Below are 17947 nucleotides of genomic sequence, written 5' to 3'. Positions count from 1 at the left end.
AGAAGGGTTTTTTTTATAAAATACTTCGTTTATAATGGAGGAAAATATCGACATGAGATTGATTGCTCATGTAGCGGTTCAGTAGTGTTATGAAAAGATAAGAAGGGGTGCACACGCATCCTTTTTTCTATGCAGATATTATGAAAGAGGTGGTATGATGGAATTAACATTAAATTCGACTGTATGTTTACACACGATTCAATTTCGAAAAGAGCAAAAGAATTATACTGTAAAAGACACAATTACAGGAGAAAAATATGAAATGCCGCCACTTTGGATTGATGCATTGGCAATGATGCGTGACGGTTTTTTATTGGGGGAAATTGAGGAGAAATTAAAAGAAGAGTATCCATCCGAAGAAGTGAATATGTTAGCATTCACGAAGCAACTGTTAGAACTAGAACTTGTTGAAATGGTAGATGGGGAAGAAATAGCTTGTACAAAGAAGAAAGAGAAGGATTATTTAGCTTGGTTACGTCCTCATGTTGAGCAATTCTTTCTTAATTTAAATAAAAAAAATAGAAGCAAAGGTCAATGATGATCTTTGCTTTTTTGTATAGTTTGTTTAAAAAATTACAGCAAATGCTCTTGCAAAAGCACCGTCGCTATCTTTAATTTTTAAAGGTGCTGCTGAGAAGAAGAAACGTTTCGTGTGAATAGCATCTAAGTTTGTTAAGTTTTCGATTAAATAAATATTATTCCCAAGTAGTATGTGATGAATTGGTGATGTTTCTGTCGTTACCTCATCAGGAGAAATAAAATCTAAACCGACAGATTTTACTTTTAATTGTACTAGTTCCTCGGCTAATTCTTCAGAAAGATAAAAAGCTTCTTTCTCATACGCCTCCGTGTTCCATTTAGTAGATAGATTGGAATGGAAAATAACAATATCTCCTTCTTTTATATCAGCATCGTGCAGTACTTCTTTAGGTAGTTTTCGTTCTTGTACATGAGTTACATCAATAAGAACAGCTTCACCTACAAATTGATCCAGCGGTAATTGATCGATGGTCGTTGCGCCTGAAATAAAATGCGCAGGAGCATCACAATGCGTGCCAACATGAACGACAGAATGAAAATCTGTAACTTGATAGCCTGATTCTTCAACACTTGTAACAGCTTCTAGTTGTATTTTAGGTGTTCCAGGAAATTGAGACATATTATTTTCAAATGTTTGTGATAAATCAATTACTTTCATTTTACATACCTCCAATATATGTTTTTCAAATAATAAAAAGCTCATCCTTCAGTATCAAGAAAGATGAGCTTTACATGCTAGTTGAGTTTTATCTTCCAAAATGCAATGCATTTTGCAGGAATTAGCACCTATTCAGTTCGTATAAACTGAGGTTGCTGGGCTTCAAAGGGCCAGTCCCTCTGCCTCTCTTGATAAAGAAGTATTCGGTTTGAAAACCTTAATTTTCTGATAGTTAAATTGTAATTCATTTCCTTTTTATGTGCAATACAAAATAGGTATTCACCCAAATAAAGCCGCTCGCATATTGTAGCTTATGTAAATAGAATGCTGCGAAGGAGTGAGTGCAGTGACAGGAAATGTATTGAATTATTATGCTGGTGGTAATACAGCTAGGGGATTTCACAATTTATACGAAGAGAATTTAAAAGGATTAGACAGATTATTTATCTTAAAGGGTGGTCCAGGAACGGGAAAATCTTCTTTAATAAAGGCAATAGGTCGTGAATGGGTTGGAAAAGGATATGATATTGAATTTTTACATTGTTCTTCTGACAATAAATCGGTTGATGGTGTAATTATCCCACAATTAAAAGTAGGAATTGTTGATGGGACATCACCGCATGTTATTGAGCCAAAAATGCCAGGAGTTGTTGAAGAGTATATAAATTTAGGAATTGCTTGGGACTCAGATAAACTAAGAAAGCAGAAGTTAGAAATTGAAAGATTTGTTTCAGAAGCAAGCAAAGCTTTTCAGTCTGCTTACGCACGTTTTAAAGAGGCATTGGTTATACATGATGAGTGGGAGAAGATATATATTGATAATATAGATTTTAATAAAGCAAATGAACTAACCGATCAGCTAATCCAGAAATTATTTGCAGATAAAAGCGGGAGACAATCGCTTGTCAAACATCGTTTTTTAGGAGCTGCTACACCGAAAGGAGCAGTTGATTTTGTTCCTAATTTAACAGAAGGGTTACCACATCGTTATTTTATAAAAGGGCGCCCAGGCTCTGGAAAATCAACGATGCTCAAAAAGTTAGCTAAGGCAGCTGAAGAAAAAGGGTTTGAAGTTGAAGTATATCATTGCGGATTTGACCCGAATAGTCTTGATATGGTTATCGTAAGAGAATTAGGTTTTGCAATTTTTGATAGCACCGCACCACATGAATATTTTCCAAGTCGCGAGGGTGATGAAATTATTGATATGTATGCCCTTATTGTTACGCCAGGGACGGATGAGAAATATGCGAAGGAAATTCGTGATGTTTCCATTCAATATAAAGCAAAAATGAATGAGGCGATGTCTTTCTTAGCGAAAGCAAAATCGATTCGTGATAAATTAGAACGAATTTATATTGCTGCTATGGATTTTTCAATAGTAGATGCATATAAAGAGGAGATTCAAAAAGAGTTTGAACGAATTGCTGCTACTGTAATTGAAAAGCAACAATAGACGTTTCATTAGGCTGTCAGTAATTTCTGACAGTTTTTTTAGTATGTAGTAAAATTAATAGTGTATTGTCGAATTTCCAAGGAAATAATCAAAAAATGGAGATGTTATGAAATGAGAGAGAAAATCGAGTTGGAGTTAGAAAGAATTGAAAAAGAGAATGATGTAAAAATTTTATTTGCGGTGGAATCAGGGAGTCGTGCTTGGGGGTTTCCATCGAAAGATAGCGATTATGATGTTAGGTTTGTTTATATACATCCGGTAGAATGGTATTTATCAATTCATGACAAACGAGATGTAATTGAATATCCAATTAGTGATGATTTAGATATAAGTGGTTGGGATATTAAAAAGGCGTTGCAACTATTCGCGAAGTCGAACCCAGCTTTACTTGAGTGGATTCGATCACCAATTTTTTATTCGAAAAACTCTAATTTTCCAGAACTACTTCAACAGATGAGTGAGAAGAATTTTGATCCAAAAGCAACGATATATCATTATTTACATATGGCGTCGAAAAATTATCGTGAATTTTTGCAAGGTGAGAATGTAAAGCTGAAAAAGTACTTTTATGTATTACGTCCCATTTTAGCTTGTAAGTGGCTAGAAGAGAAAACGACTTTACCTCCTGTAGAGTTTGACCGATTAATTACAGAATTATCATTAGAACGTAGCGTATTAGATGAAATTGAAAAGTTGTTAATAAAGAAAAAAGCAGGTACTGAATTAGATGTTGGATTGAAAATTAAGGTGCTAAATCAATTTTTAGAAGAACAAATTCATTACTATCAGCAATATGTAAAAGGAATTGAAAAGGGATCAGGAATCGATATTGAGAGTTTAAATACATTGTTTCGAGATATGTTGTTTGAAGCATATGAAAAAGAGCACAAGTAAGTTTGTGCTCTTTTTATTTTGTAGGAATGAAGAAAACAGATATAGCTGCGATAAGACCTGCAAAGGAGAATAAGTAAAAATTCCATGCTAAGTCATATTGCATTGTCATAATAATACCGACGAGAATTGGGCCAGCAATTGCACCAACTCGGCCAAGCCCCAGTCCCCAGCCTAAGGAGGTAGCTCGGATATGTGATGGGAAGTATTGTGTTACATATGCATTTAATATTTGAGTAATACCGACTGATCCAATACCAGCAAGGCCAATTAAAAGATAAATGATTGTAACAGATGGTTTGATTGTTAATAGTCCGATACATATGGCTGCCATAAGATAAGAGATGCTAATAACAATTTTTGCGCCTATACGATCAGCAATTGCTCCAGCAAATAATGCGCCGATAGCTGCGGTAATATTTAGCATAAGTAGAAAAGACAGACTAGATCCAAGAGGATATCCCGCCTGGCGCATCATCTGTGGTAACCAAGTGTTTAAACCATATATTAAAAACATTCCCATTATATAAGTGATCCAAAAAAGTAGTGTTGCTTTTATATATTCTTTTGAGAATAAAGTGAAAAATCCATTTTTCTTTCGTATAGTAGATGGAGCTTGATGAGTTTTATTTTTTATATGAAATTCAATTTGAAAACGATTAAGAATTTGGTTCACTTCTTCTTGGCGATTACGTGATAATAAAAATTGAATGGACTCGGGTAAATAGCGAATAATGAAAGGAATGAGGAGTAGTGGAATCATTCCGATACCAAACATAATTCTCCATCCGAAATCTTCTAACATAAGCATGGACAAAATAGTACCTAACACGATACCTAAAGGATAGCCAGTAAACATAAGAGCATAAATAAAAGATTGCCTTTTTTTGGGTGAATATTCAACAGTGAGTGCTGAAGCCGTAGGGATAACACCGCCTAATCCGATTCCTCCTATAAATCGAGATAATCCAAATAACTCAGGAGAAGGAGCGATAGCCGCTAAACCCATTGTGATAGAAAAAAGTGCTAAACAGCATATAAGCGTCCATTTACGCCCAATTAGATCTGTAATCGTTCCAACTAGAATAGCTCCAATAAACATCCCAAATAAAGCATAGCTTGCAATTGTACCAGCATGCGCTGGTGATAGCGCCCAGCTTTTGTCTTCTAGGAGCTTTGGTAGAACGGCACCGTAAATACCTAAATCATATCCATCAGCTAAAATGGCTAGCCAACAAATAAAAACAACAAGTTTTGTAATAGAGCTTGGAAAGATAGTTTCTGTAGATTCTAGATGAGGTGGAGCTGAAGGTTGCATAATATTCACCCCTTTTAATTTGTAGATGAATATATTATTTTATTTAATGTTAATATTTTCCTCCTTGTGTCGAATTTTATCTGAAAAGGGTTTATAACAAATAAAGAAGTTCAACAGTAATTTTGTTGAACTTCTTTATTTGTTTACTCATTATCAACTCGTTTTAACGGTTGATCTGCTGGGCCTTCAAGAACGTCTCCCTCAATTGAAAAACGAGAACCATGGCAAGGGCAATCCCAAGTACAATCACCATTATTCCATTCAACTTCACAGCCGAGATGTGTACAAGTTGTATCGACGATATGTAATTTTCCTTCTTTGTCCTTATAAGCACCTGCTCGTTTACCGTTAACATGTACGACAGATCCTTCACCAACTTCGAGATCTTCTGGCTTACGTAATGCGGTTTCAATCTTTCCTGCAATTAAATGTTTCGCAACATCAATGTTTTGGGAGAGGAACGTTTTTATATCTGGATTTGCATGGAAGCGTGATGGTGCATACAGTTCTTTATAGGGACTGTGAACTTTTAGGATGGAGTCCTTCAGTAGGTGAGCGGCAGCAGTTCCAGTTGTCATTCCCCATTTGCGATATCCAGTTGCAACAAATATATTTGGATTTCTTTCGTTAATATGTCCGATATAAGGAAGCTTATCTAGAGTGATTAAATCTTGTGCTGACCATCTATAAGGAACTTCGTCTATTCCAAAAGTTGCTTCAGCAAAAGAATAGAGTGCTTCATAATGAAGCATCGTATTTATTCCTTGTCCTGTTTTATGACTCTCTCCGCCAATCAAAATTAATTTTTCTCCATTGTTTGTTATATAGCGTAAGGAGCGCTTTGGATCATCAATACTTAAATACATGCCACCTGGATAATCTGTTTTTGCTTTTATTGCAAGAGCGTAGGAGCGTTCTGCGTACATTCGCGTAAAGAAAAAGCTATTCGCATCATAAAAAGGAAAATGTGAACAAGAGACGACATATTCACAAGTGATATGATGGCCCTCTTTTGTAATTATTTGTGGATAATCTCCCTTTTCCACATCCATAGCTGTTGTTTGTTCGTAGAGCTTTCCGCCCATCTCCACAAACTTTTCTAAAAGTGTTTTTAAATAAAGAAGGGGATGGAATTGTGCTTGATTTTTCATTACAAGTGCAGATTGTACTGGAATAGGAATCGATAGAGATTGAACATAGTCACAAGGTATATTTAATTTTTGATAAGCTTCATATTCTTTCGTTAAATTTCTTAATCCGTTATCGGTAGTTGTATATAAATATGAATCTTCATTTGAGAAATTACAGTCGATTTTATATGTTTGAACAGTTTCATTTATGAATTGTAGAGCCTGATTATTTGATTCATAGTAAAGCCCGGCCTTTTCTACACCGAAATGATTTATTAATTCATCATAAATAAGATCATGTTGTGCTGTTACTTTCGCTGTTGTATGCCCAGTTGTTCCATTTAAAATACGACCAGAATCAATTAAAACAACATCGATGCCTTCTTTTGCAAGTAAATAGGCGGTAGTAATACCTGTAATACCAGCACCGATAATAGCAACTTTCGTCTTTATATTTTCGGATAAACGAGGGAAAGTAGGAAACTGAGTAGATTCAATCCAATAAGATAGCGGCAGTTGTGGAAATGTATCACTTGTCATTGCGGAAACCTCCTGATTTTAGAACAATTTTCCTTTTAATATTTCCATATTATATGAAATTCATGTGTGTTGTTTTAGAAGTAGTCTATTTTTATTAAAAGAGGTTATAAATTATTTTAATATAATTAATTAGATGGGGCATTATGAAGTGGTAGGATTTATATAAAACTAAATTCAAGGGATTCTGTTTGTTGATTACATAGGGAGTTATTGAATGAGATAGAGTCTATGGCGTTTAAGAAAATGTCTATATATAGTGGGTAAATCCTTATGGAATCTATACATTTTCTTTAGTGAAATAAAGTATGATTATAAAAATATAACCACCTTTTATTACTAGGTCATAAAAGGTGTTGACAATATAGAAATTCTATTGTTATGATTCATCATGTGGAAAGGTTGATAGAGAGTAAAAAGAGAAATGTTTTTCATTGATAATAAAAGCGAAAAATAAGTGACGATAGAGTGAGTATATTTTCCTTATAATAGATGCTTTTTGGATCATCTAGTAAAATCAATCTGGAAGCAAGAATTGATATATGTAAGTTGCGCAAGGCGCGGCATAAGAAAGGAGCAAAAGGATGAAGGAGCTTCATACGTTTGGGTGGTATGCAGCACGTGTATCACCACATTTGCCGAAAAAAGCATTTAAACCAGTGCCTACTCGTTTATTTGGTGGACTGGCTTATTTGCTTGTGGCATTGGCGGGGTTAATATCGATTGGTGTATTTGAATTGAATGTGTGGGCGAATCTAGGAATTGCGATTGTTCTTGGATTATGTTTTGCTTCACTAGGATTTTTAGGGCATGAAATTTTACATGGAACTGTTGTAAGAAAGGCATGGCTTCGTGACTTCTTAGGCGCGATTGCATTTATGCCATTATCAACAGGGCCAAAGCTTTGGAGAAAGTGGCATAATGCAACGCATCATGTTCATACACAGCATGAAGAGAATGATCCAGATGCATGGCCGACACTTGAGAAACTTAAGAAGAGTAAGTTTTTGAGTTGGGTATATCGTATGCCTTTACATGTACGTTCATTCTTTAGTTTTCTGTCACTAACAATTCAATTTACATTGCATTCGACTCGAATGTTCTTTCATTTTATAAAAGAGTTCAAGTCATCCAATCAAAAATCTGTATGGCTTCAACTTCTTTTGCCTTGGACAGTTTGGATTAGTTTATTGTTTATTATGGGACCTGGAAAATGGTTATTTGCATATGTCATTCCGTTGTTAATTGCTAACTTTATTGTAATGGCATATATCGCAACAAATCACCGCTTAAATCCAATTGTTCCAGTAAATGATCCGTTAGCAAACTGTTTGTCAGTAACAGTGCCGCGCTGGGTAGACGTTTTACATTTCAATTTCTCATATCATACAGAACATCATCTGTTTCCTGCTATGAGTTCTAAATACTATCCGTTAGTAAAAGAGAAGATTAAAGAAATGTGGCCGGAACGCTATCATGAGATGCCGATGACAAAAGCTTTGGCAGCGCTATGGAATACACCACGTGTGTATTATCAAGGAAGTGAATTAGTGGATCCGCATAGAGAGCATTTCTATGGTTCTTTAGGAAATGGACTAGATCCTCATAATATTTCATATCGTGAGGAACATATAGAAGAAGAAAAGAGTATTAAAAAAGTAAATCAGTAAAAATTAATATATTTTTGCAATGAAAAAGCAAGCCATCTCAGGCTTGCTTTTTCTTATAAAGAAACTTCCTTTTTGTTCCTTTTATGGACTTGGACGGAGTTAGTTTCTTTTCGTTGTAATCGTTTTTCTAAAAGATTAACAAAATAAGTAAATAGAAGAACAAGTACGAGATAGTATGCACCAACGATTATGTAAGTATCTAATTGTTGGAAGTTACCTGCTGCAATTGATAAACCTGAACCCCATAATTCGGACATTCCTACATAAGCAACAAGTGAAGAATCTTTTAATCCGATAATAAATTGGTTTCCTAGAGGAGGAAGAGACAGACGAAATGCTTGTGGTAATATAATTCGTCGCATAGCTAAAGGATAAGGCATGCCTAAAGAGCGAGCTGCTTCTAATTGTCCCCGGTCAACGGATTGAATAGATCCACGAAAAATTTCCGTAATATATGCACCGTTATGAATCGCTAAAGCGATTGCACCTGCCCAAAAAGGGGTGAAAACAACAACGGATGTAATTCCAAAATATAGAATGGCAATTTGAACAATTAAAGGTGTACCACGAATAATAGCAATGTAGACATGAGCGATACTATTTAAAACTTTATTGTTAGAGATTCGAAAGAAAGCGAATAATAATCCAATTAATGAACCGAGTACTAGGGAAGTTAATGTTAATTGTAATGTGACAATAGTAGCCTTTAAGAGTGTGGGATAGGAAGAGATAAAAATTTCAAACATGCGTTTCACCTCATATTGTATAGATTTTAGTAGAGAATGAAATGCCCCACATAAAATGAACATTTAATCAGTGGGGCATTGTTTATGAATCTTTTGAATGGCTAACTTACTTCGTTTTTTCCTCTTCACCGAGAATATTACGCCCGAACCATTTTTTACTGATCTTTTCATACGTACCATCTTTAATGATTTCATCTAACGCTTTATTTACTTTCTCAACCATTTCTTTATCATCTTTGCGAATAGCAATTCCCATTTCATCAAGATTTAATGGTTTTCCGGCTTCTTTTATATTCGATTTTCCTTCTTTTATCATACGTAGACCAACCATTTGATCCGTAATTACTGCGTCAACACGCCCAGGCTCTAAATCCATAAGAGCAGTAATATCGCTGTCATATTCTGTGATTTGATCTGTATATTTTGCAACAAGATTTTTAAAGGTACTAGCTTTTACAACACCAATTTTCTTACCTTTTAAATCTTCTGGAGAAGAGATAGCGTTATTCTTTTTAGCTACAAAAATTTGGGCGCCAGAGCGATAGTACGGATTTGAGAAACTAACAGCTTTTAAGCGCTCCTCTGTAATTGCCATACTACCCAGTATTACATCATATTTCTTCGCTTGAAGACCTTGAATCAGCGTTTCCCATGGGTTTGTAACTGGCGTAGCCTTCATGTTCATCTTTTTAGCAAGAGCTTCACCGATTTCTACATCAAAACCGACAAGTTTGCCGTCATTTTCTTTATAGTTAAAAGGTTTGTATAATCCACTCATCGCATAGCGAAATTCTTTTTCACCATTTGATGAAGTAGTAGAGCTTTCTTTGCTACAAGCTCCTAGTATGAAAGATGTGCATAGTGTAATGCTAGCAACAATGGTTAATAGTTTTCTTTTCATAAAACCCCTCCTATATATTGATCATACGGATGGTTTTTTAGTATGTTATTGAAATATTTTATTTGGATGATCAGTTGTGCACCGTATGAATGTATTCCTTTTCGTTTGAAACAAAAGTTACATTATAAAACGTTGCGTAAAAATTGTTTTGCCCGTTCATGTGATGGAGCTGAAAAGAATTGTGCTGGCGGAGCATCTTCTACAATCTTTCCATCATCCATAAAGATGACGCGATCAGCTACATCTTTTGCGAAATTCATTTCATGAGTAACAATAACCATTGTCATCCCTTCTTCAGCAAGTTCTTTCATAACTTGCAATACTTCTCCAACAAGTTCAGGGTCTAAAGCTGAGGTAGGCTCATCAAATAGCATAATCTTAGGGCTCATTGCAAGAGCTCGTGCAATGGCAATGCGCTGTTTTTGACCACCTGAAAGAAGATGAGGAGTTACATCCGCTTTATCTTGAAGGCCGACTTTTTGGAGAAGTTGAGTTCCAATATCCTTTGCATTTGCTTTCTCTAATTTTTTTACGTGAATAGGTGCTTCTATGATGTTTTCTAGTGAGGTCATATGAGGAAAGAGGTTAAAGTGCTGAAAAACCATACCGACATTTTCACGGACTTTATTTAAATTTGAATGCTTTGGGTCAATTCGCTCACCTTGTAAGTGAATTTCGCCTTCATCGTACATTTCTAAAAAGTTAAGACAGCGAAGTAATGTACTTTTACCAGAACCACTGGCACCAATTAAAACAACAACTTCTTTTTCTTTTACTTCTAAATCAATTCCTTTTAACACATCAAGTGAACCGAATGATTTTACTAGATTTCGAACTTGAATCATACAAAACCCCCAGTTTAAAATATATTTTACAAATGTTGCCCCTTATTTCTGTTATTAGTCATAAATTGTCAGAATCCTTTATTTTTTTCGTGCAATTTGATATTCAAAGAAATAATGTTTTTTTAAAATCTCTATATCCTTCTATAATGAAAATATGGATAATAATATATAGGTAGTATATATATTGCTTATAAAAAGGGGGAAAGGGAAGATGGAAAAAGAAAGAAAAACATTTTCTTTTGGATTACGTACACAACTTATGCTATTCACTACAGTTTTAGCTTTCATTACATATTCAACAAGTATATTTTTTATTTACGTGATATACGATTATTTTCAAAGTTATGTAAGTCAAACAGTATATAATATTATCGTTATGTTATTAGGGGTAGTATGGTCTGGAATTTTAGCATATGGAGCAGCCGTATTTTTAATTAAACCGCTTCGCAAGTTAGAGGAAGCGGCAAGAAAAGCAGCTGAGGGTGATATTCGTGAAGATGTTCCATTACCGAAGACAGATGATGAAATTAAATCTTTAAGTGTTGCATTTAATATGATGTTAGGAAACTTAAGGGGCATGGTAAAAAATATTGATACAACATTTTCGTATACAAATAATCAAGTACAGCAGATTAGAAAACAAACAGGCGAAGCAACGAGACAAGCGCAAGGTGTATCTGAGACACTTGCAGAGATTTCTTCAGGCGCTGAGCAATCAGCGGCATCAATTCAAGCAATTGTTTCTGCTGTTGATACAACGACTTCTATTGCAAGTGAAGTAGAAGAAAAAGCGAAGCAGTCTGATACGTTGTCTTTAGAAATGGTTCAAGCTTTAGGGCATAGTACTCGTGTCTTTACGTCTTTAATTCAAGGTATTCAAACATTGGCAAAAGAAAATGAAGATTCAATGCAAAATGTACAGAAGTTAGAAGAACGAATGAAACAAGTAGAACATATTGTGTCTGTTGTGAGTGCGATTGCTAGCCAAACGAATTTATTAGCACTAAATGCTTCTATTGAGGCAGCTCGCGCAGGAGAGCATGGAAGAGGCTTTGCGGTTGTTGCGGAAGAAGTACGTAAACTTGCTGATGAAAGTGATCATTCTGCAAGAAACATATCGCAGTTATTACGGAATATGCAAGATGAAGTACAACAAGTTGCAATGAAAATGACAGAACAAGTGAAAATAGCTAAAGAAGAGGCGAAACGTGGGGAAGCTACGGAATTAATTTTAAAAGAAATGTCATCAAGTGTTATGGAAGTAGCCGATGCAACTCAGCAAATTAGTAGTTATATGAATGAACAAGTGAGCCACATTCATCAAACAGGAGCACAAACAAAAGCTGTAGCAGCAATTGCTGAAGAAACGTCAGCTGGTTCGCAAGAAGTGGCACGTGTGACGCTACAACAGTCTAAAAATATGATAGTAATCGATCAATTATTAAAGGATTTAGAGAAGCAAGCAACTGATTTGAAACAAACAATTGAACGATTTTCAATGTAAAAGGAAGAACAGAATATTGTTCTTCTCTTTTTTATTTAGCTTGATTTAATATTTACAGTTAAACTATGAACGTTTCCGCAACATTCTTTTCTGTCCCTTTCGGATGAAAATTATAGCGAGCTATAATATTAAAAGGGGTGTCTTTTATGAAAAAAGAAAAAAGACAACGGTTAATTAAACAATTTGTAAAGGAGTATGAAATAGATAAGCAAGAAAGATTAGTAGAATTGTTAGCAAAAAAAGATGTATTAGTAACACAAGCTACGATTTCTCGCGATATTCGTGAGTTAAACTTAACGAAGGTACCTTCTCAAGAAGGATTAATGATATATAAAGTTTTCTCAGAAGAGCATGTACAAACTGATATAAAGTTAAAGAAAAAATTACGAGAAGTGGTTGTGAAAATTGATTGTGTAGATCAATTAATGGTTATTAAAACATTACCTGGTAATGCACATGTTATTGGTGTTTTATTTGATGAGTTAGATTGGAAAGAAAAAATAGGATGTATATGTGGAAATGATACATGCCTTATAATTTCACAGTCGAAATCAGATAGGGAGATTATAGAAGAAAGATTAAATTTAATTATTTAGATGCAAAAATCCTGTTTTTAATAAAATTAAAAACAGGATTTTTGTTTAAATACGGAAGTTAAATATTCAACATATATGCGTAATATATGTATTTTTTATTGAGAAAGCAAGATAGTTTGTTATAAAAATACATATTCGTATGATTTTAAAAAAATAACTTGTTTAATATTTCACAATGATAATGTGGATGCTTTCACAAAGATGAAAGTACAGAGCATTTATTATGTACTTGTAAGACATCAAACATATTTAAAAGGAGGTACAACAAATGAAACATCCGATACATGTTACTTCAGAAATTGGGGAATTACAAACGGTTTTATTAAAACGACCAGGTAAAGAAGTGGAAAACTTGACGCCAGATTATTTGCAGCAATTATTATTTGACGATATTCCATACTTACCAATTATTCAAAAAGAGCATGATTATTTTGCACAAACGTTACGCAATCGGGGTGTTGAAGTTCTTTATTTAGAAAAACTAGCCGCTGAGGCGTTAGTAGATAAAAAACTTCGAGAAGAATTTGTTGATCGTATTTTAAAAGAAGGACAGGCCGACGTAAATGTTGCACATCAAACTTTAAAAGAATATTTACTTTCCTTTTCAAATGAAGAATTAATTCAAAAAATTATGGGCGGTGTACGGAAAAACGAAATTGAAACAAGTAAGAAGACACATTTATATGAATTAATGGAAGATCACTATCCGTTTTACTTAGATCCAATGCCTAATTTATATTTTACTCGTGATCCAGCAGCTAGCGTGGGCGATGGCTTAACGATAAATAAGATGAGAGAACCAGCGCGTAGACGTGAATCATTATTCATGGAGTACATCATTAAATATCATCCAAGATTTGCAAAACATAATGTACCAATCTGGTTAGATCGTGATTATAAATTTCCAATTGAAGGTGGCGACGAGCTAATTTTAAATGAAGAAACAATTGCGATTGGAGTATCTGCTCGTACTTCAGCTAAAGCAATTGAACGTTTAGCTAAAAATCTCTTTAGCCGACAAAATAAAATTAAGAAAGTGTTAGCAATAGAAATTCCAAAATGTCGAGCATTTATGCATTTAGATACAGTATTTACAATGGTTGATTATGACAAGTTTACAATTCACCCAGCCATTCAAGGGCCAAAAGGGAATATGAATATTTATATTTTAGAAAAAGGATCAGATGAGGAAACTCTTAAAATTACACATCGTACTTCTTTAATGGAAGCATTAAAAGAGGTATTAGGCTTAAGTGAATTAGTTCTTATTCCATGTGGAGGAGGAGATGTAATTGCTTCTGCTCGTGAACAATGGAATGATGGCTCGAACACATTAGCAATCGCGCCAGGTGTAGTTGTTACATATGATCGCAACTATGTATCTAATACGTTATTACGGGAACACGGTATAGAAGTGATTGAGGTTCTAAGTTCGGAATTATCTCGTGGTCGTGGGGGTCCACGTTGCATGAGTATGCCAATTGTTCGTAAAGATATTTAGTATAAATAACGGAGAAAGTAGGGATGAATTATGTTAATGACTAGACCAAATTTAAAAGGAAGAAGCTTTCTAGCAGAAAAAGATTTTACACAAGAAGAATTGTTATATTTTCTAGATTTGGCAGCAGAATTAAAAGAGAAAAAGAAAAATGGTATCCCGCATCATTATTTAGAAGGTAAAAATGTAGCGCTCTTATTTGAAAAAACTTCTACTCGTACGCGTTGTGCATTTACAGTAGCATGTACAGATTTAGGGGCAAATCCTGAATATTTAGGGAAAGGTGATATTCAACTTGGGAAAAAAGAATCTGTAGAGGATACAGCAAAAGTGTTAGGGCGTATGTTTGACGGAATTGAGTTTCGTGGATTTAATCATGAAACTGTAGAATCTTTAGCACAAAATTCTGGTGTGCCAGTTTGGAATGGATTAACGGATATGTGGCATCCAACACAAACACTAGCAGATTTATTAACAATTAGAGAACATATAGGGAAATTGAAAAATGTGAAGCTCGTTTACGTTGGCGATGGGCGAAATAATGTTGCTAATAGCTTACTAGTTGGTGGAGCAATCGTTGGAATGGATGTACGTATTTGTACACCGGAATCTTTATGGCCTGCACAAGAAGTAATTGATTTAGCAAAAAAATATAATGAACAAGTAATGATAACAAGTAATGTGGAAGAAGCTGTTGCAAGTGCAGATGTAATTTATACAGATGTATGGGTGTCTATGGGGGAAGAAGAAAAATTTGCTGAACGTGTCGAGTTATTGAAACCTTATCAAGTAAATATGAAAATGATTAAAGCAACAGGGAATGAAAACGTAATTTTCTTACATTGTTTACCTGCATTTCATGATGTTGAAACGATGTATGGCGAAGAAGTTTATGAGAAATATGGGTTGAAAGAAATGGAGGTAACTGACGAAGTATTCCGCAGTAAACATTCAAAAGTATTTGATCAAGCTGAAAATAGAATGCATACAATTAAAGCGGTTATGGCAGCTACTTTAGGAAACATGGAGTAAAGAAGAAAGGGAGTCTTCCTTTCTTCTTTCTCCTCCTTTAGACACGATCATTCACTATTGCTTTTGTATTGTTATTGCAATTAAAGAGAGGTGAGTGGAATGGGTGAAGATAAGAAATTAGGGTTGTTTACACTAACGGCTCTTGTAGTTGGGTCTATGATTGGCGGTGGAGCCTTTAATTTAGCGAGTGATATGGCAAAAGGTGCTGGTGCTGGAGCCATTATTATTGGCTGGGTTATAACAGGAATTGGGATGATTGCACTCGGATTATCTTTTCAAAATCTAACTGTAAAACGGCCAGATTTAGATGGTGGTATTTTTAGCTATGCAAAAGCAGGGTTTGGTAATTTTATGGGGTTTAATAGTGCGTGGGGATACTGGCTATCTGCTTGGCTTGGGAATGTAGCTTACGGTACATTATTGTTTTCTTCATTAGGATATTTCTTCCCGATCTTTGAAGGCGGTCAAAATGTAGAATCCATTATTGGTGCAAGCGTATTATTATGGTGTGTTCACATGTTAATTTTACGTGGAGTTCAATCAGCAGCCCTTGTGAATTTAGTAACTACAATCGCGAAATTAGTACCTGTATTTGTATTTATTGTCATAGGAATCTTTGCGTTTCATATTGATACGTTCTTAGATGGATTTTGGGGGCAAACTGGTTCTTTTTCATGGGGAGCAGTTGGCAGCCAAGTTAAAAGTACAATGCTTGTAACTTTATGGGTATTTATTGGGGTAGAAGGGGCTGTTGTTTTATCCAGTCGAGCAAAAAATAGAAGTGATGTAGGGAAAGCAACCGTTATTGGCTTAATTGGTACACTCATCATTTACATTTTAATCACATTATTGTCTCTTGGACTTATGCAGCAAGCAGACATTGCAGGTTTGAAAAATCCGGCTATGGCTTATTTGTTTGAAAGTGTTGTTGGAAAATGGGGTGCTATCTTTATTAATTTAGGTTTAGTCATCTCTGTATTAGGTGCTTGGTTAGGTTGGACTTTGCTCGCTTCTGAAATTCCATATTTAGCGGCTAAAGATGGAGTATTTCCAAAATGGTTCGCAAAAGAAAATAAAAATAAGGCTCCAGTAAATTCATTATGGATAACAAATGGTTTAATACAAATATTCTTGTTAACATTCGTCGTTTCTGATCAGGCGTATAACTTTGCATTCTCTTTAGCATCTTCAGCTATTTTAATCCCATATGCTTTTTCAGCATTTTATCAACTGAAGCATAGCTTAAAGTCTGAAGAAGCAGATCGAAATAAAAATATAATAATTGGCTTGATCGCAAGTATTTATGGCGTGTGGTTAGTTTATGCAGCCGGTTTAGAGTATTTATTATTAACAATGACTTTATATGCGCCAGGTATTTTTATTTTTTACAATGTTCAAAAGCAAAAGAGTTCGAAGCAAATATTTACTCGAGTGGAATTAGCATCATCCGTAGCAATTGGTGCTTTAGCATTCTTTGCGATTTATGGATTAATTACAGGCAGTATTACTTTATAAAGCGCTGTGAAAGCGAAATCAACTGGAGGGCTGGAATATGGCACGAAGAAAAATTGTAGTTGCACTAGGGGGAAATGCGATACAGTCTGGAGAAGCTACTGCGGGAGCGCAGCAAGAAGCGTTGGAAAAAACGGCAGAACAACTTGTGAAAATAATGGAAAATGATGTGGATATAGTAATTGCGCATGGAAATGGCCCACAAGTGGGGAATATTTTATTACAGCAAAAAGCTGCAGAAACGGAAAAGACACCTGCAATGCCATTAGATACTTGTGGGGCAATGAGCCAAGGGATGATTGGATATTGGATGGAAAATGCAATTGGAAAGGCATTGAAAAAACGGAATATAAACAAAGATGTAGCAACGGTTATAACACGTGTTGTTGTGGATAAAAAAGATGAGGCATTTAAAAATCCAACTAAACCAATTGGTCCTTTTTATACAGAAGAAGAGGCCAGAAAATTAATGGATGAAACAAAAGCAGTGTTTAAAGAAGATGCTGGTAGAGGATGGAGACGTGTTGTTCCATCACCGAAGCCTGTAAGTATTCATGAACATAAAGTGATTAATTCTTTGGTCGAAGATGGAAACATAGTGATAGCTGTGGGCGGAGGTGGAATTCCAGTAATTGATTCTGAAGAAGGGTTAAAAGGAACTGAAGCGGTTATCGATAAAGATTTCGCTGCGCAGAAATTAGCAGAATTAGTAGATGCCGATACGCTCGTTATTTTAACTGCAGTTGATTATGTGTATGTAAATTATAATCAACCGAATCAAAAAAAATTAGAGCATGTCACAGTGAATCAATTAGAAGAATATATTGAAGAACAACAATTTGCTGCGGGAAGCATGCTTCCAAAAATCGAAGCTGCTATTAATTTTGTTAATACAAATCCAAAAAGAAAAACAATTATTACGTCTTTAGAAAAAGTATATGAAGCACTAGAAGAAAAAGCCGGTACTATTATTTCAAAACAGAATGTATGCATGTGTGTTTAAAATTATTGTGTACGCTACTTAGTAGTAAAAAAGAATGGAGTTAGTAACTTCATTCTTTTTATTTATTAATATTTTTTGTATTCATTGTTCATAAAGTTTTCATGATGAAA

At 34.8% G+C, this 17947-nt stretch carries 15 protein-coding genes, 2 pseudogenes and 1 riboswitch; of the genes and pseudogenes, 11 read left to right on the top strand and 6 right to left on the bottom strand.

The window, feature by feature from the left end; genetic code table 11:
- Nucleotides 1-157 precede the first annotated feature (157 nt).
- Nucleotides 158-538, top strand: coding sequence for a hypothetical protein (locus HMAS_RS24200; protein ID WP_000424119.1), 381 nt, complete (start codon nucleotides 158-160; stop codon nucleotides 536-538).
- Nucleotides 539-565: 27 nt separating this feature from the next.
- On the opposite strand, the gene HMAS_RS24195 is transcribed toward HMAS_RS24200, so the two are convergent.
- Nucleotides 566-1198, bottom strand: coding sequence for a cyclase family protein (locus HMAS_RS24195; protein ID WP_000862983.1), 633 nt, complete (start codon nucleotides 1196-1198; stop codon nucleotides 566-568).
- An 85-nt stretch (nucleotides 1199-1283) separates the two neighbouring features.
- A riboswitch (SAM riboswitch) is annotated at nucleotides 1284-1396 on the bottom strand.
- A 148-nt stretch (nucleotides 1397-1544) separates the two neighbouring features.
- Between HMAS_RS24195 and HMAS_RS24190 the strand changes: the two genes are divergently transcribed.
- Nucleotides 1545-2654 carry a PRK06851 family protein gene (locus HMAS_RS24190; RefSeq protein ID WP_000147486.1) on the top strand — a complete coding sequence of 370 codons (1110 nt, stop codon included), beginning with the start codon at nucleotides 1545-1547 and terminating at the stop codon, nucleotides 2652-2654.
- 111 nt (nucleotides 2655-2765) lie between these two features.
- Nucleotides 2766-3548: a nucleotidyltransferase domain-containing protein gene (locus HMAS_RS24185; RefSeq protein ID WP_001208237.1), complete on the top strand. Its 783-nt coding sequence runs from the start codon at nucleotides 2766-2768 to the stop codon at nucleotides 3546-3548.
- A gap of 13 nt (nucleotides 3549-3561) precedes the next feature.
- Here the strand turns inward: HMAS_RS24185 and HMAS_RS24180 are convergent, their stop codons facing one another.
- Both HMAS_RS24180 and HMAS_RS24175 read right to left on the bottom strand, forming a co-directional pair.
- Nucleotides 3562-4863 carry an MFS transporter gene (locus HMAS_RS24180; RefSeq protein WP_116345067.1) on the bottom strand — a complete coding sequence of 434 codons (1302 nt, stop codon included), beginning with the start codon at nucleotides 4861-4863 and terminating at the stop codon, nucleotides 3562-3564.
- A 143-nt stretch (nucleotides 4864-5006) separates the two neighbouring features.
- Nucleotides 5007-6533: an FAD-dependent oxidoreductase gene (locus HMAS_RS24175; protein ID WP_000199978.1), complete on the bottom strand. Its 1527-nt coding sequence runs from the start codon at nucleotides 6531-6533 to the stop codon at nucleotides 5007-5009.
- 581 nt (nucleotides 6534-7114) lie between these two features.
- Between HMAS_RS24175 and HMAS_RS24170 the strand changes: the two genes are divergently transcribed.
- Nucleotides 7115-8200, top strand: coding sequence for a fatty acid desaturase family protein (locus HMAS_RS24170; protein WP_000661226.1), 1086 nt, complete (start codon nucleotides 7115-7117; stop codon nucleotides 8198-8200).
- A gap of 53 nt (nucleotides 8201-8253) precedes the next feature.
- On the opposite strand, the gene HMAS_RS24165 is transcribed toward HMAS_RS24170, so the two are convergent.
- The 3 genes from HMAS_RS24165 to HMAS_RS24155 all read right to left on the bottom strand — a co-directional run bounded on the left by HMAS_RS24165 (nucleotide 8254) and on the right by HMAS_RS24155 (nucleotide 10692).
- The gene (locus HMAS_RS24165; RefSeq protein WP_116269189.1) at nucleotides 8254-9009 is read right to left on the bottom strand and encodes an amino acid ABC transporter permease; all 756 of its coding nucleotides are present in this window, start codon (nucleotides 9007-9009) and stop codon (nucleotides 8254-8256) included.
- Nucleotides 9010-9052: 43 nt separating this feature from the next.
- Nucleotides 9053-9847, bottom strand: coding sequence for an ABC transporter substrate-binding protein (locus HMAS_RS24160; RefSeq protein WP_000823753.1), 795 nt, complete (start codon nucleotides 9845-9847; stop codon nucleotides 9053-9055).
- Nucleotides 9848-9969: 122 nt separating this feature from the next.
- The gene (locus HMAS_RS24155; RefSeq protein ID WP_000616923.1) at nucleotides 9970-10692 is read right to left on the bottom strand and encodes an amino acid ABC transporter ATP-binding protein; all 723 of its coding nucleotides are present in this window, start codon (nucleotides 10690-10692) and stop codon (nucleotides 9970-9972) included.
- 211 nt (nucleotides 10693-10903) lie between these two features.
- Between HMAS_RS24155 and HMAS_RS28475 the strand changes: the two are divergent.
- From HMAS_RS28475 to arcC, 7 genes and pseudogenes are all read left to right on the top strand, one after another.
- Nucleotides 10904-11254, top strand: a pseudogene (locus tag HMAS_RS28475) (HAMP domain-containing protein); the annotation flags it as partial.
- Between the two features lie 369 nt (nucleotides 11255-11623).
- Nucleotides 11624-12196, top strand: a pseudogene (locus HMAS_RS28470) (methyl-accepting chemotaxis protein); the annotation flags it as partial.
- Nucleotides 12197-12342: 146 nt separating this feature from the next.
- Nucleotides 12343-12792 (top strand): arginine repressor, encoded by a 450-nt coding sequence (gene argR / locus HMAS_RS24140; protein WP_025710040.1) that lies wholly within the window; start codon nucleotides 12343-12345, stop codon nucleotides 12790-12792.
- A 268-nt stretch (nucleotides 12793-13060) separates the two neighbouring features.
- The gene (gene arcA / locus HMAS_RS24135) at nucleotides 13061-14293 is read left to right on the top strand and encodes an arginine deiminase (RefSeq protein ID WP_000682331.1); all 1233 of its coding nucleotides are present in this window, start codon (nucleotides 13061-13063) and stop codon (nucleotides 14291-14293) included.
- 30 nt (nucleotides 14294-14323) lie between these two features.
- Nucleotides 14324-15322 (top strand): ornithine carbamoyltransferase, encoded by a 999-nt coding sequence (gene argF, locus HMAS_RS24130; protein ID WP_000930291.1) that lies wholly within the window; start codon nucleotides 14324-14326, stop codon nucleotides 15320-15322.
- Between the two features lie 99 nt (nucleotides 15323-15421).
- Complete coding sequence (gene arcD / locus HMAS_RS24125) at nucleotides 15422-16837, top strand: arginine-ornithine antiporter (RefSeq protein ID WP_000503412.1); 1416 nt, start codon at nucleotides 15422-15424, stop codon at nucleotides 16835-16837.
- 37 nt (nucleotides 16838-16874) lie between these two features.
- Nucleotides 16875-17837: a carbamate kinase gene (gene arcC / locus HMAS_RS24120; RefSeq protein ID WP_016121523.1), complete on the top strand. Its 963-nt coding sequence runs from the start codon at nucleotides 16875-16877 to the stop codon at nucleotides 17835-17837.
- Nucleotides 17838-17947: the final 110 nt, after the last annotated feature.

Origin of the sequence: Bacillus sp. HMA207 (genome assembly GCF_003402455.1) — a bacterium.
Classification (GTDB): domain Bacteria; phylum Bacillota; class Bacilli; order Bacillales; family Bacillaceae_G; genus Bacillus_A; species Bacillus_A cereus.
The sequence above is the reverse complement of the archived record's forward strand: the minus strand, read 5'-3'. Positions and strand labels throughout refer to the sequence as shown.

What these genes read in the sequence shown, in the direction of transcription:
- argR (WP_025710040.1), top strand. Translation starts at nt 12,343, where the DNA reads ATGAAAAAAGAAAAAAGACAACGGTTAATTAAACAATTTGTAAAGGAG.
- HMAS_RS24175 (WP_000199978.1), bottom strand. Translation starts at nt 6,533, where the DNA reads ATGACAAGTGATACATTTCCACAACTGCCGCTATCTTATTGGATTGAA.
- HMAS_RS24180 (WP_116345067.1), bottom strand. Translation starts at nt 4,863, where the DNA reads ATGCAACCTTCAGCTCCACCTCATCTAGAATCTACAGAAACTATCTTT.
- HMAS_RS24160 (WP_000823753.1), bottom strand. Translation starts at nt 9,847, where the DNA reads ATGAAAAGAAAACTATTAACCATTGTTGCTAGCATTACACTATGCACA.
- HMAS_RS24195 (WP_000862983.1), bottom strand. Translation starts at nt 1,198, where the DNA reads ATGAAAGTAATTGATTTATCACAAACATTTGAAAATAATATGTCTCAA.
- arcA (WP_000682331.1), top strand. Translation starts at nt 13,061, where the DNA reads ATGAAACATCCGATACATGTTACTTCAGAAATTGGGGAATTACAAACG.
- HMAS_RS24200 (WP_000424119.1), top strand. Translation starts at nt 158, where the DNA reads ATGGAATTAACATTAAATTCGACTGTATGTTTACACACGATTCAATTT.
- HMAS_RS24185 (WP_001208237.1), top strand. Translation starts at nt 2,766, where the DNA reads ATGAGAGAGAAAATCGAGTTGGAGTTAGAAAGAATTGAAAAAGAGAAT.
- HMAS_RS24165 (WP_116269189.1), bottom strand. Translation starts at nt 9,009, where the DNA reads ATGTTCATTTTATGTGGGGCATTTCATTCTCTACTAAAATCTATACAA.
- arcD (WP_000503412.1), top strand. Translation starts at nt 15,422, where the DNA reads ATGGGTGAAGATAAGAAATTAGGGTTGTTTACACTAACGGCTCTTGTA.
- HMAS_RS24170 (WP_000661226.1), top strand. Translation starts at nt 7,115, where the DNA reads ATGAAGGAGCTTCATACGTTTGGGTGGTATGCAGCACGTGTATCACCA.
- arcC (WP_016121523.1), top strand. Translation starts at nt 16,875, where the DNA reads ATGGCACGAAGAAAAATTGTAGTTGCACTAGGGGGAAATGCGATACAG.
- HMAS_RS24155 (WP_000616923.1), bottom strand. Translation starts at nt 10,692, where the DNA reads ATGATTCAAGTTCGAAATCTAGTAAAATCATTCGGTTCACTTGATGTG.
- argF (WP_000930291.1), top strand. Translation starts at nt 14,324, where the DNA reads ATGTTAATGACTAGACCAAATTTAAAAGGAAGAAGCTTTCTAGCAGAA.